The organism is Maribellus sp. CM-23 (assembly GCF_021354595.1).
Lineage (GTDB): Bacteria > Bacteroidota > Bacteroidia > Bacteroidales > Prolixibacteraceae > Draconibacterium.
The window spans coordinates 1,320,209-1,333,306 of sequence record NZ_JADWYJ010000001.1; the positions used below are offsets into that span (position 1 = coordinate 1,320,209).

The following is a 13,098-nucleotide window of genomic DNA, read 5'->3' on the forward strand; positions in this document are numbered from 1 at the left end:
TTTTCTATGCCGGAAAGTGGATTTATTGAAGAGTAAAAGTTGTTGCGCCAATTTCGTTTCCGTCGGCAAACAGGTTGACAGTGTAGGTACCTTTCATCAATTCAGGCTCGCTGGTGTTGTCCCAAAAAATGGCTACGGGTAAATCTTTACCTTCGTACACCACTTCACGCATGGCCGAATACTGAATTTTCAGGTCTTCAAACTGAAACAGGTCTTTTTCCGACTTGGTCATCAACAACTGATCGGGGCGCATAATACGTGCATATACATTTTTGGCGCCTCGTGGCGTGGCCTGGTTTTGCCCCAGCACAAAATAGATCCGTATTTTTTCGGCACGGTTGGTAAATTTTGTCACCTTGCTTCTCGAGTTCAACGGTTCAGCCACCAGATCTCTGGCTTCCAGTTTTGCCGCTATTTTCAGGTCTTGTTGAAGACGCTGCTTTTCCTGGTTTAGCTGCTGATTTTTTTGCTCCACCTGTATGTATTGTTGTTTTACTTCCAGGTTTTCCGCCATCAATTGTTCGTTTCTTCTGTTCAGCGAATCAATCTGCACCACAAAATTTCGCATGATGCCCCGCAGCGTGGTCACCTGTTTTTGGTAATCGGCAATTTTTGAATAGCTCACTTTTTTGGTTTGTTCCACTTCAATCAGCAGATCCTTCACCTTGGCCTGCGCCACAAAAAGCTGTTCATTCAGTGTGTCGTTCTCCGTTCTCATCGAATCGTAGCTGGCCGCGATCTGTGTTAACTCAAACTGAATGGAATCTTTTTCGGCTTTTATCTCTGTTACAACAGCACTGTGTTCGCGCCGTTGCATAAAAAACAAGCCAATCACTATCACCAAAACCACAGCAAGCGCAATAACGATGATATTATTTCTTAGGTTTTTCTTTTGCTGACCGGTATTCATTTCATTACTCATATTTCGAAGTATAAATTGAGAGGCAAATTTAGTAATCTTTTAAGCTAAGGCAAACAAAACAAAAACGATCAGAATGCAATTAAATTATGAAGAAATTATTAATTTATTTAGAACTATTCTAAATAATTTGCAATATTGCGTCCAGACCGTACATTTGCCTTTTTCAAATAAATCATATTATGAACAAATTAGTCTTTGCATTCATCATACTATTGCTATCTGTCATTACAGCTATAGCACAAGACCATAAAGATGTGGTAATCACCGGACACGTCGTCTCAAAAGGCGAACATATTCCGTTTGTAAACATTTACCTCGAAGGTACCCGTTACGGAACTACTACCGATGTTACCGGGCATTATATGATGGTTGACCTGCCAACCGGAGAATACACTCTGGTGGCCAAAATGGTAGGCTACAAAGAAAAAAGGGAAAAAGTAAGCTTAAAAGCAGGTGAAACGCTGGAAGTAAAATTCGACCTGGAAGAAGATGTTATCCACATGGACGAGGTGGTGATTACCGGCACCAAAACATTCAAACGCCAAACCGAAAGTGCGGTAATTGTGAATGTGCTGGATGGAAAAACCATTGATAAAGTGGCGGCGCAAACCATTTCTGAATCATTGAGTTTTCAACCCGGCTTACGCATGGAAACCGACTGCCAAACCTGTAACTACACCCAGTTGCGAATGAACGGACTGGGCGGTGCTTACAGCCAGATACTGATCAACAGCCGGGCAGTTTTTAGCCCTCTTACCGGACTTTACGGGCTGGAACAACTTCCCACCGCGCTGGTGGAACGTATTGAAGTAGTACGAGGCGGCGCTTCAGCGCTGTATGGTTCCAGTGCAATTGGCGGAACGGTTAACATCATTACCAAACTCCCGCAGCGAAACTCTTACGAAGTAACTTCGAACAATCAGATTATTTCGGGCGATGCCTTGGATTACAACGTAAATGCTACGCTTACTGCCCTCTCGCAAAAAAGAAACGCCGGGATGGCCATGTATGCTTTTCACCGAAACAGGGATGCCTACGACCACAACAACGATAATTTTTCTGAATTGCCGGAAATCAGCAACAACTCCTTTGGCATTAATTCCTTCTTCAAAATAAACGAAGACGAAAAACTGGAGGCCAATTTTTCAAGCACCCACGAATACCGTTACGGAGGTGAAATGATTGACGGCCCCGCATTTAAAGCCCGGCAATCGGAAGAGCGCACCCACGATATTATTATGGGTGGCCTTGATTACGAGAACAACCTGAGCATGCGAACCAACTTTGTGTTGTACACCGCCGGTCAGTACACCAAACGAAAGCATTTTACAGGAATAGCTCCCGACGACGAACAGGCATTAAGCGATTATAACAACAATCCACCTTACGGACATTCAAAGAACCACACCTTTCAGTTTGGTTCACAGTTAAACCATGCCGTAAATGACTTTCTGAATACAGGAACCAATATTTTTACCTTCGGAGCCGAATATGTTGTCGACGATGTTTACGACCAGATTGAGGCCTACAATTATCTCATTGATCAGAACACCCGTAATTTTGGGGCATTTGTACAAAGCGACTGGTCGCTGACCCGCAAAACCACACTGCTTGCCGGAGTAAGAGCCGACAAGCACAATTTTGTGGACAAGCTAATTGTCAATCCACGTGTATCCTTGCTGGTGAAACCCGACCTGAACACTCAGTTGCGTTTGTCGTGGTCCACCGGATTCAGGGCACCACAGGCATTTGACGCCGATATGCACATTGCCTTTGCAGGCGGAGGAATTCAGAAAGTAGAATTGGGCGATGAACTAAAAGAAGAGACATCGCAAAGCTGGAGCGCCTCACTTAACTGGGATCGCCCTACTCAAAAACACATCATTGGATTTACCTTGGAAGGATTTTATACACAACTAAAAAATGCCTTTGTTTTGGAAGAAACCGGCAGTGATGAAGAAGGAAACTCGATCCTCGAAAAAAGAAACGGCGGTAACAGCCAGGTTTATGGAGCAACGCTTGAGGCCCGCGCCAACTTCGACCGTAAACTGCAAATGGAAGCCGGGTTAACTCTGCAAAAAAGCACTTACGATGAGCCGGTTGCCTGGTCGGAAGAACTGCCCGGAATAAAAGATTACCTGCGCACACCGGAAAGCTATGGCTACTACACCCTCAGCTGGACTCCCGGCCAAAGATTCAGCGCTTCCTTGTCGGGTGTTTACACCGGAAGCATGCTGGTTCCTCACTACGGACTGGCTGGAGATGCCGGCACGCCCGAAGAGGACGTACTGTTTAAGTCGGATTCGTTCCTGGAAACAAACCTGAAAGTGGGTTACACCTTCGAGCTCAAGCGCATCGATTCATCCATTCAGTTGTTTAGCGGATTCAGCAATCTTTTTGACAACTACCAGGATGATTTTGACAGCGGCAAAAACCGGGACAGCGGATTTGTTTACGGCCCGTCGAAACCACGTACTTTTTACTTCGGAATTAAGTTATTTAACTAAAAATGAAGGGACCAGTTGATCAAACAACTGGTCCCTTCTATATTCAATGTTCAGATAAAAGAAATACCTAATACAGATTTCCAATTTTTACCCCAAAATAAATGCTCCGTGGCGTAAGTGGGCCGTACATATAACCCGGATCGCGATCCATTCCCGAATCAAAGTCTTTTTGATAACTGTTGAAAATATTTTTCACCCCGGCATTTAACTGCACCCGCGCATTATCCGCCACTTTTATATCGTAACTAAACTTGATTCCTGCGTCGAAAAAGGATTTGCTTTTGCGCAACTCACCGTCATCGGGATTCTCAATGGCAGGCCCAAAATAAGGTACCAGCATGGGCCCCGAGAAGTTTCCGGTTGCGGCAATATTAAATACCGGAACCGGGCTGTAATTCATACTCAGATAGCCATAGGAATCGGGCGTGCGTAAAAAACGCTTTTCATTAAATTCCTGCGGCGTTTCAAACTCACTTTTCTGAAAGGTAAACCCTGATTGAAACTGGAATTTCCCGGACGGTGATGCATTCAATTCAATATTTACACCTTTCACGGTAGCTCCGTCTTCAGCATTTACCCGGGTGTATATGACGGTACCCTCTTCATCGGGTACGCCGTACTCATTGGCAAAGGGATTATCCAGGTGCGTATAAAAACCTTCTGCCAGCAACTGGAACTGCCATTTGCTGATTTCCCTGCTAAAATCAAGCGAGGCTGTGATACTGTTAGAGGACTCCTGTTTCAGACCGGGTGCATTTTTATGAATAACTTTTCGGGAGCCGGAGGTCTCGATGTGTAAATCTTCGTCGAAGATCTGCGGGGCACGGAATCCCCGTGCAAATCCGGTACGGAACTGCAAATGATGCGAAAGGTTATACAACAAGCTCACCCGGGGACTAAATACATTGCCCGAAATTTCATCACCTTCACCCGTTTTCTCGCTTATCTGATAATGATCGTACCTCAATCCGGTGCTAAACACCACCTTTTTCGTTTTCCACTCTGCCTGCACAAACCCGGCGTTGGTACTTATCTTTTGATCTGCAACCAGCGTATTATCAAAGTGCTTGTCCTTTTCCGGATCGTAGTACCCCAGTTTCTCATCTTTCATGGCACTACCGGTCGACTCAAGCCCGGCAGTTAAGGTAGCCGGGGCCAACAACAGGTAAGCCAGCTGACGAATGTACTGAACACCCGCAGAATAAGTTAAATCGCTTGTTTCACCGTAAGCCGACAAATCCTGGTTGGCACCGTAATACGAATCGCGGTTTACCCCTTGCAGCGAAAGGAAGGCAGAAAACTTATCGCTTTCACGCAACAGCTGGTCAAAATTCAACGCCCCCGAATTAATCCGGTGCGTAACACTTTCGGTAACATCAGCCTCGTGCATAGGTAAATCAAACCGGTTTCCACCTCTGCGAAATTCGTAAATATTAAAGTAATCAACCGTAAGTTTTGCGCGATCGGCGATGCGCTGATACAGCCGCCCGCCCACGGTAAGGTTCTTAATTTTTGCGAGCTCGGTAAATCCGTCGCCATTGGCGTCAAATCCGTCTCGTTTGCGGTGAAAACCGAAAATGCTCATTCCGGTCCGGTAATCGTCGGTCACATAGGAGCCGTTCAGGTTCACATTGTAATCGTTGGCCGCTTCCCCGTCCAACCCAATTCCGATGGCGCTGTTCGAGAAAGCACCTTCAAAATTGTTGGCCACCGGGTCTTTTGTAATCAGGTTAATCGTTCCTGCAATGGCATTACTTCCGTACATCGAAGAACCGCCTCCGCGAATCACTTCCACCCGTTCAATCATGTTGGCCGGGATTAGCTCCAGCCCGTAAACGCCCGCCAAACCGCTAAACACCGGTCTCGAGTTGATCAGGATCTGCGAATAAGGCCCTTCCAGTCCGTTCATCCGCACTTGCGTAAAGCCACAGTTCTGGCAGTTGTTTTCCATCCTGAGCCCGGGCGAAAAGTTAAGCCCCTCACTCAGTGTCACACTCTGAACGCGTTCAAATAATTTCGGATTGATACTGCTAACGATCGTAGCTGTTTCCTTCCTGCTTTTCGCATTTCGGTCGGCCGAAACCACCACTTGCTCCAGCCCAATGTTATCGGTTTCGAGTTGCACAAAAAGCGTGTTGCTTTTTTTCGACTCAAAAACCAGTTCTTTTTCAAAAGGTTTATACCCCATGGCCGAAACCAGAATGGTTTGCTTTCCTACCGGTATATTCGTCATTTTAAAATGCCCGGTGGCATCGGCCGCAGTACCCAGCGTTGTTCCTTTTATGCTTACCGAAGCAAAAGGAATGTGGTCTTCGCCCGATTTTACATCGCCAAACAACATGGCATCGGTTTTTGTCTTTTTATCGTCGTCATTTTCTGACACAGCTTTCACCCCCTGAAAGCTGAACAAAAGCACACAAAGTGCCCATATATATTTCATCTGTTTAATTTGTTTTCTCTAACGGATGCCTGCCCGGCAAGCGGTCAGACAGGGAACTCGCATGTCCGTCAGCTGACGAATAATCGTGCTTCCGTGCAGAAATCCTCATTTTCATGCTCGTCTTTTACCATTAGAATCGTAGATTCACTATTGCATACAACTCACACGACACACAGGATTTGTTCATCAACAAAAATCCCGTTTCATGCTCGTTTCATGATAATAATGATCAGGTTAATAAAATAATGTCGTAAAAAAGTTATGAAATGGACATTATCCGATCGGGGGTGCACGCGGATTTGATTTCAGTTCTTCCTCCGAAGTCCGTAAAAGCTCATTCTCAACAAAATATTCAAAATGAATTGCAGGGAGGTTTGTGTTGGAGCTTTCAAACAGCGGAACTTCGGCAACATCAAAATGAAGGGTACTAAAAAAGCAGATTTCAGTTTTGGAGTGCCCGTGGTGATTTGCCGTTTCGCCCTTCTCTGCATGTAGCGGGTGCGAGTGGGTCACCACCATTCCGTTGGCATAAAAGTGGGTATGCTTGTTTTGTATCGAGCTGTTGACGATATACAGGTATACCGGCAACATCAGCGCAAACCACAACTTATTATGTTTTCTTATAAACTCCACAAATGCGAATGATAGAGCCAGTAAAATTAGAATTTTAATTTAATCTAAATTAGCAAGATTCATTACTTTCGTATAAAATTAACAATGGCAAAACGAAGACCAACCTTTAAAATATACAGCTACGGAGAGTACTCGAAGTGGGACCGCGAGAGCCGGGAGATTCCAAAAGTTCTTGATTTTACTACCGAAATTGAAGCATCGATAGGCACCGAGTTTGGTTATGTGTTGCACATAAAAAACGGAAAGGGGGAAAGTGTTCAGTTCCGGATAGACCACCCTCCTTTTTTGGATGAAAAAGAACAGGTGACTCCCCCGTTTACCGGCGAACAATTTGTTCGTACCAATGATTTTGAATTTTACCTGGGCGATTGCATATGGGAACCGCTGGAAGATAAAAAGGGTAAATGGGAATTAACCACCTGGTACCAGGGAAAAATTGTGGCCAACAAAATTTTTAACCTGAAGTAGGCAACGCCTACTTCGAAACTTTTTTGACCTCTTTTGATAATTTCTCCAAGGCAACGTCTGCCGCCTGAAGCATATCCTGAACCAGTTTTTTGTAATGTTCTTTTACCAACTTTCCATTGTCCTTTCCATCCGGGTGTACGGCTCTAAGCCTTAACTCACGGTGCTTTTGAACAATCTCTCCGGCAATTTTATATACTTCTTCCTCGTCTATTTTACTGTTGTATTCCAACACGTAAAAACAATCACTCAATGCCAGCGACATAATTAAATCGATGTCTTTCTTCAGATTTCTAACACTTGCCATGATACTTCGTTAATAAAGTTGATTAAACATACTAATTTATAAGAGACTGCCGAACATTTCGACTTAAAAACCTGCGCCCCGGATCGGATTTCTTCCGCCACCCACTCCTCCGGTATTACCCGGACGGAAGTTACTATTGTTCCGGTCTTTCTCCTGCTCTTTCCGGGCCTTTTCTTCTTCGGCTTTTCGCTTTTGCTCTTCAGCTTCCTGATCAATAATTTTCTTCACATATTCCGGATCCGGCGTAAGATCCCAAATCCGTTTTTCACTCCAGTTCGAACGCAATTTAATGAGTTCGTTCAAATAAGAGACCAGCTCGGGCTGAATTTTATCCTGGTAGCTTCCGCCGTCCCACTTGCCGTTTCCGTTGGAGTCGTATATAATTTTGACCTTGTACTTCTCGGGAGGCAACAAGTCAAAAGTCACTTCGCCGTCCTTGTCAAAAAATGCCTGTCGCAATACGCTTTCTTCCTTGTTGTTTTTCAAAAGCTGTACGATCATGGGGCCCGGAACATTGCTGAAATCAAAGATGAAGGAACCGTAATAATCCTCTTCCCTTGTCTCAAAGCTTTTTGACAGCTTCATGCTCGAAATGCCGTACACGTCCCAGCAGGCGGCCGAGTCGATACTCAGAGTATATTTTGTCTCAGGCTCCCAATCGTATAAAATATTGTAAGTTCTCCAGGCCTTTGGATCTTTCCTGAATTGAATTTTCAACGGAGTTTTAAGCGTATCCTCGCTCAGGTACAACACCACTTTGGTACTGTCGAACGATGCAACCGGGGCGGGTGCTTCAATCCTTATTTGCCCGTTAAGCTCCATAGTGGAGCTAACGTTGGCAGACCAGCTAAACTGCGGAATCAGCACTGGTTCATCTACTTCATCCCCCTTTTTCTTTTTCTTTTTGGACTCAACCACCGGCTTCGAGTAGTGCATCAGAAGCGTATCATGAAAAACATAGGGCTGAGCCATGGAATCGAGCATAAAATAAGAAAGCTCCATATAAAGAGAATCTTTCTTTGCCAACGTTGTATCGGTTATCCACAGCACAATGGAATCCATATCCTGGTTGTATTCCATCTGGTACCAGTTGCTCACATCGTGATCCAGCAAGCGCACATTAAAAGTGTCTTCCACCGATTCATTAAAAAGAAAAGAGCACTTGTATTCACTGCTTCTCTCCGACTTATCGATGTACTGCTCAAATATGTCTTCAATAAAATAATTCAGATAGATGGGATCGGGGTAAAAATGCGTATGACCAAGAATCAACAGGGAATCAATGGCATCCGCAACGGTGTCTTTACTCTCATGAAACTCAGCCCGCGGAACCACCACTTCGCTGTGAAAGGCAATTTCCTCGCCCCCTTCGTCATACAACATGTTGTTGTTCTGATCATTAATGGAAAAAAGATGGTAAGAGCCCGGTGCAATGTTGTCGATCATAAACAGCCCGTCCTCATCCGTTTTGGCAATGTAGTCGGGGATCACTTTAAAAACCGCCGAATCATGTAGGTTGCTCTGCAACAATACCAGCCCTTTTTCAATGGGTTCCATGTTAAACGCGTTCACCACTCGTCCCGCAACGCGCAAAGAATCGTATACCGGCCCCGTACTAAAAGAAAAACGCAGGTTTTCCATCGGATTCTTCTCGTTGTTATCCACAATCGCGTCTTTAAAATCGAGCGAATACGTTGCACTGTCTTTCAGGGCTTCGTTAAACTGAACGATCAGCGTTTTGGATTTGGTACGGATAATCGGCCGCTTTTTCAGCGGAGGAGAAATTACAAGCGATTCCGAAATCTGGTCAGGCATGATGTATTCATTAAAAGTGAACCTCACATCCTTTCCCTTGTAGTCCAGCGCCTTAAATCCGGGATTGGTCTCCAGCAATACCGGGGGAATGGTATCCCTGGGGCCACCTTCCGGCATCCCGATGTTGGCACACGACGAAATAATTACGACCCATGCAAGGCCGGCTATCATAATCAGTGGTATTTTCCCCTTCAGCTTCATGCGTTGAAATTGGCTACAAACATACAAATTCCTGCTCACTCTTCGTGTTAAGCTTTATTAATTTAAACCTGAGTATTTTAACAAAATGTCCCTGCCAACAGGTGAAAAACCACCCTCCGAACGGGTGAAAACTTTTTGGCAACTTAAGCGGGGGAAAATAGCGCTTATCTAAGAATTATATTACCTTGGATTGGTGAAATTTGTACAAAACAATGGCTAAGAAAAAAAAGAAACTACGTTCCAAACCGCGGAAAACAGGAACCTTCAATAAGAAAAAACTCAAAAGTGTTATTCTCTCCGGATTGTACGAAGACCCCGGAAAAACAGTAAATTACAGACAGGTTTCGGGCTCATTGGGAATCAAAGACCCGGAAACACGCAAACTGGTTGATGTTGTTTTGCAGGAACTGGCCGACGACGGCTACCTCGACCTGGTGGCACGTGGTAAGTACAAACTGAAAGCCCGCACCGGAACAGTTTGCGGAATTGTGGAGATGCAACCCCAGGGTTTTGCGTATGTTGTTAGCGAAGAACTGGACCGCCCCGTAGTTGTTACTTCCCGCAACCTGAACCACGCCATGGAGGGCGATAAAGTGCAGGTGCATGTGTTTGCCCGCCGTAAAAAGCACGATTACGAAGGCGAGGTAAAAGAAATACTGGAACGCGCCAAATCGGTATTTGTCGGAACAATCCAGGTGTCAAAAAACTATGCATTCCTTACTCCGGCAGGGAAAGTGGGTTTTGACATTTTTATTCCGAAAGAAAAACTCAACGGCGCTAAAGACGGACAAAAAGCCATTGCTGAGATCAACGACTGGCCGGCAAATGCCCGGAATCCTTTTGGCGAAATAAAAGAAGTTTTGGGCGACACCGGCGACAACGATGCTGAAATGCACGCCATACTCGCGGAATTTGAACTTCCGCACAGATTCCCGGAAAATGTTGACAGAGCAGCCGAAAAAATTTCGCTGGAAATCCCGGAAGAAGACATCAAAAACCGGCGCGATTTCCGCAAAACCACCACTTTTACCATCGACCCGCTTGATGCCAAAGATTTTGACGATGCGCTTTCGTTAAAGAAATTAAGCAACGGCAACTGGGAAGTGGGTGTTCACATTGCCGATGTAACGCACTACGTACGCCCCAATACCATTATTGAAGACGAAGCCCGGAACCGCGCCACTTCGGTGTACCTGGTCGACCGAGTGGTCCCCATGCTCCCCGAAAGGCTTTCGAACGGCGTTTGTTCACTTCGCCCCAATGAAGACAAACTTTGCTTCTCGGCCGTTTTTGAACTCAACGAAAATGCGGAGATAAAAAAAGAATGGTTCGGAAAAACGGTGATCCACTCCGACCGGCGTTTTGCCTACGAAGAAGCACAGGAAGTGATTGAAACCGGAACAGGAGATTTCTCGGAAGAACTGCTCAAACTAAACGAACTGGCAGTCAAACTTCGGGACAACCGTTTTAACTCCGGATCGATTGCATTCGACCGTGTTGAAATCAAATTCAACATCGATGAAAAAGGGAAACCGCAGTCGGTTTACTTTAAAGAAGCCAAAGAAGCCAACAAACTGATCGAGGAGTTTATGCTGCTCGCCAACAAAAGGGTGGCTGAATTTATCGGGGATGTTTCGGATAAAAACAAAGCCAAAACCTTTGTGTATCGTATCCACGATAAACCCGACCCCGACAAACTGGTTTCCTTCAACACTTTTATAAAACGATTTGGCTATGGCATCCAGTTGACAACGCCAAAAGCCATTGCTACTTCGCTCAATAATTTACTGAACACCGTAAAAGGGAAAAACGAGCAAAACGTTGTGGAAACGCTTGCCATCCGCTCCATGGCAAAAGCGGCCTATTCAACCCGGAACATTGGTCACTACGGGCTTTCTTTTGAATATTATACCCATTTCACGTCACCAATCCGCCGTTACCCGGATATGATGGTTCACCGCTTGCTGGAAAAATACCTGGCTGGCGGACGTTCGGCCAACGAACAGAAATACGAAGACCTCTGCAAACATTCATCCGATATGGAAGCGCGGGCAGCCAATGCCGAACGTTCATCCATTAAATACAAGCAGGTGGAATTTATGCAGGATCACCTGGGAAAAGTATATGCAGGCGTAATTTCAGGAGTTACCGACTGGGGAATTTATGTGGAACTGGAAAACAAAATTGAAGGCATGATTCCAATCTCGGAACTCGACGATGACTTCTATATTTTTGACGAGCGGAATTACATGCTTGTTGGGCGGCATTCGCGCAAAACGTACCAGCTGGGAGAGTCGATTAATGTTAAAGTGTGGCGGACCAACCTGGAGCGGAAACAACTCGATTTCCGTTTAGCGCGGACCGAAAAACCCGAAACTTTCGAAATACCAACACCATAAAAATGAAGGAAATAAGGGCATTGGAAAGTTTTCTTTGGTAATCGTCTTTTCGATTTTAAAATTCTAAAAAGTTTCTCCGGCAAAATAAATAACTATATTTGCTGATATTTTTCGTTAAATAACAGGCAATGCACGATCTTGGTAAAAACGGGAACAAAAGGGATGCAAACCGCGAAAACATCCTGAAAATTGCTCGCGAAATCTTCAGTAAATACGGCTTTAAAAAAACTACCCTCGACGACATTGCAAATGCCGTACGAAAAGGCAAGAGTTCGCTGTACTACTATTTCAACAGTAAGGAAGATCTATTCCAGGCAGTGATCATGAAGGAAGTGGAGATTCTGGCACATGAGCTTGAAATCGTTATCAACCGCAACACCGACCCGGTGGACAAATTGCGGGATTATATCCTCACGAAACTAGCCACGTTCCGAAACCTGGCTAATTTTTATCACGCCATCGAAAACGACATCACCGCGGTGGGTTTTATTGACGATGTGAAGGTAAAGTACGAGCAGGATGAAATCCGGATGATCAAACGAATTCTGATCGAAGGCGTTCGTAAAAACGAGTTTGAGATTTACGATTTTAACCTGGCAGCCATCGGTATCACAACCGCCATAAAAGGATTGGAGATGCCGCTAACTGCAGGCTATTACGGTGATGTGAACCTGGAAAGAAGTGTTGACATTATCCTAAAGATCATCTGCTACGGAATTATGAAAAGGTAGTACCGATCGTCTCACAAAACTGTTGATTCCTCTTTATTTTTCAGCGCTAAACCGGACTTATTTTTAAGCCTGGTGAATAGTGTTTCACCCTCTAAAATAGCTTAGTCGAGAAGGAAATTGGAACCGGTTTGTTGTATTTCCCCAGATACATCGATTCAAATAGCTCAGGCATAGAAAATATTCAAACAGCTAGGATTTCCTGCCTCTATTATTCATTGGCTTATCAGCCGGATTTTACTATTTGTCATGACACAAATAGTAAACACAAAAGTCTAGGCTGCGTCCGCTTCGCACGAAAAAGCTACGTGCTGCCGGCTAAGAGTTCGGAACTCCCCCGAGTACTCGGGGTCAAACAGCCGGACTCTTTTAACGCCGTCTTCACTTGTTTTTCGGCTCACCGCCCGAGGCTACTGTACACGATCACAGCCACAAAACGGAATGGCCTATTTTTATCGATCCCGGAATCGAAACTCCGGGTTAGTGAGAGCGGGAAGCTCCGAGGAATCGAGGAGATCACCCGTCCGAACTTAGCCGGGGTGAAGATGATGGGTGAAAATAAAAATCAGCCTAGCCCCGAGTGCTCGGGGTTGCTTCGTCTTTGTTTCATGACAAAGATGAAGGCCTCCGGCAGGAGAAACAAATCTCAAAAACAACCATATCCAACACATCTGTCGAAAA

9 protein-coding genes are annotated in these 13,098 nt (G+C 45.1%); 4 read left to right on the forward strand and 5 right to left on the reverse strand.

Translation table 11 applies throughout. The annotated features are described in order from the left end of the window. Positions 1–22 precede the first annotated feature (22 nt). A complete protein-coding gene (locus INQ51_RS05285; protein ID WP_233376833.1) occupies positions 23–922 on the reverse strand; it encodes a hypothetical protein in 900 nt (299 codons plus the stop codon). A gap of 179 nt (positions 923–1,101) precedes the next feature. Here INQ51_RS05285 and INQ51_RS05290 point away from each other — a divergent pair, with 179 nt between their 5' ends. Continuing rightward, positions 1,102–3,429, forward strand: coding sequence for a TonB-dependent receptor (locus tag INQ51_RS05290; protein WP_233376834.1), 2,328 nt, complete (start codon positions 1,102–1,104; stop codon positions 3,427–3,429). Positions 3,430–3,496: 67 nt separating this feature from the next. Here INQ51_RS05290 and INQ51_RS05295 read toward each other — a convergent pair whose 3' ends face one another. Both INQ51_RS05295 and INQ51_RS05300 read right to left on the reverse strand, forming a co-directional pair. Continuing rightward, positions 3,497–5,869, reverse strand: coding sequence for a TonB-dependent receptor (locus tag INQ51_RS05295; RefSeq protein ID WP_233376835.1), 2,373 nt, complete (start codon positions 5,867–5,869; stop codon positions 3,497–3,499). Between the two features lie 273 nt (positions 5,870–6,142). Further along, complete coding sequence (locus INQ51_RS05300; protein WP_233376836.1) at positions 6,143–6,502, reverse strand: hypothetical protein; 360 nt, start codon at positions 6,500–6,502, stop codon at positions 6,143–6,145. 84 nt (positions 6,503–6,586) lie between these two features. Here INQ51_RS05300 and INQ51_RS05305 point away from each other — a divergent pair, with 84 nt between their 5' ends. Further along, complete coding sequence (locus tag INQ51_RS05305; protein ID WP_233376837.1) at positions 6,587–6,970, forward strand: DUF3859 domain-containing protein; 384 nt, start codon at positions 6,587–6,589, stop codon at positions 6,968–6,970. 7 nt (positions 6,971–6,977) lie between these two features. Here INQ51_RS05305 and INQ51_RS05310 read toward each other — a convergent pair whose 3' ends face one another. Next, positions 6,978–7,274: a hypothetical protein gene (locus tag INQ51_RS05310; protein ID WP_233376838.1), complete on the reverse strand. Its 297-nt coding sequence runs from the start codon at positions 7,272–7,274 to the stop codon at positions 6,978–6,980. Between the two features lie 63 nt (positions 7,275–7,337). Then, the gene (locus INQ51_RS05315; protein WP_233376839.1) at positions 7,338–9,260 is read right to left on the reverse strand and encodes an Ig-like domain-containing domain; all 1,923 of its coding nucleotides are present in this window, start codon (positions 9,258–9,260) and stop codon (positions 7,338–7,340) included. A 242-nt stretch (positions 9,261–9,502) separates the two neighbouring features. Here INQ51_RS05315 and rnr point away from each other — a divergent pair, with 242 nt between their 5' ends. Together rnr and INQ51_RS05325 are read left to right on the forward strand one after the other, a co-directional pair. Beyond that, entirely contained in the window at positions 9,503–11,689 is a 2,187-nt protein-coding gene (gene rnr, locus INQ51_RS05320; protein ID WP_233376840.1) for a ribonuclease R, read from the forward strand. 128 nt (positions 11,690–11,817) lie between these two features. Continuing rightward, positions 11,818–12,420, forward strand: coding sequence for a TetR/AcrR family transcriptional regulator (locus INQ51_RS05325; RefSeq protein ID WP_233376841.1), 603 nt, complete (start codon positions 11,818–11,820; stop codon positions 12,418–12,420). The last annotated feature ends 678 nt before the right edge of the window (positions 12,421–13,098 follow it).

Bases quoted from the DNA above. Each gene is read 5' to 3' on its own strand.
- INQ51_RS05315 (WP_233376839.1), bottom strand. From the start codon at position 9,260: ATGATAGCCGGCCTTGCATGGGTCGTAATTATTTCGTCGTGTGCCAAC.
- INQ51_RS05305 (WP_233376837.1), top strand. From the start codon at position 6,587: ATGGCAAAACGAAGACCAACCTTTAAAATATACAGCTACGGAGAGTAC.
- INQ51_RS05285 (WP_233376833.1), bottom strand. From the start codon at position 922: ATGAGTAATGAAATGAATACCGGTCAGCAAAAGAAAAACCTAAGAAAT.
- INQ51_RS05290 (WP_233376834.1), top strand. From the start codon at position 1,102: ATGAACAAATTAGTCTTTGCATTCATCATACTATTGCTATCTGTCATT.
- INQ51_RS05325 (WP_233376841.1), top strand. From the start codon at position 11,818: ATGCACGATCTTGGTAAAAACGGGAACAAAAGGGATGCAAACCGCGAA.
- rnr (WP_233376840.1), top strand. From the start codon at position 9,503: ATGGCTAAGAAAAAAAAGAAACTACGTTCCAAACCGCGGAAAACAGGA.
- INQ51_RS05310 (WP_233376838.1), bottom strand. From the start codon at position 7,274: ATGGCAAGTGTTAGAAATCTGAAGAAAGACATCGATTTAATTATGTCG.
- INQ51_RS05295 (WP_233376835.1), bottom strand. From the start codon at position 5,869: ATGAAATATATATGGGCACTTTGTGTGCTTTTGTTCAGCTTTCAGGGG.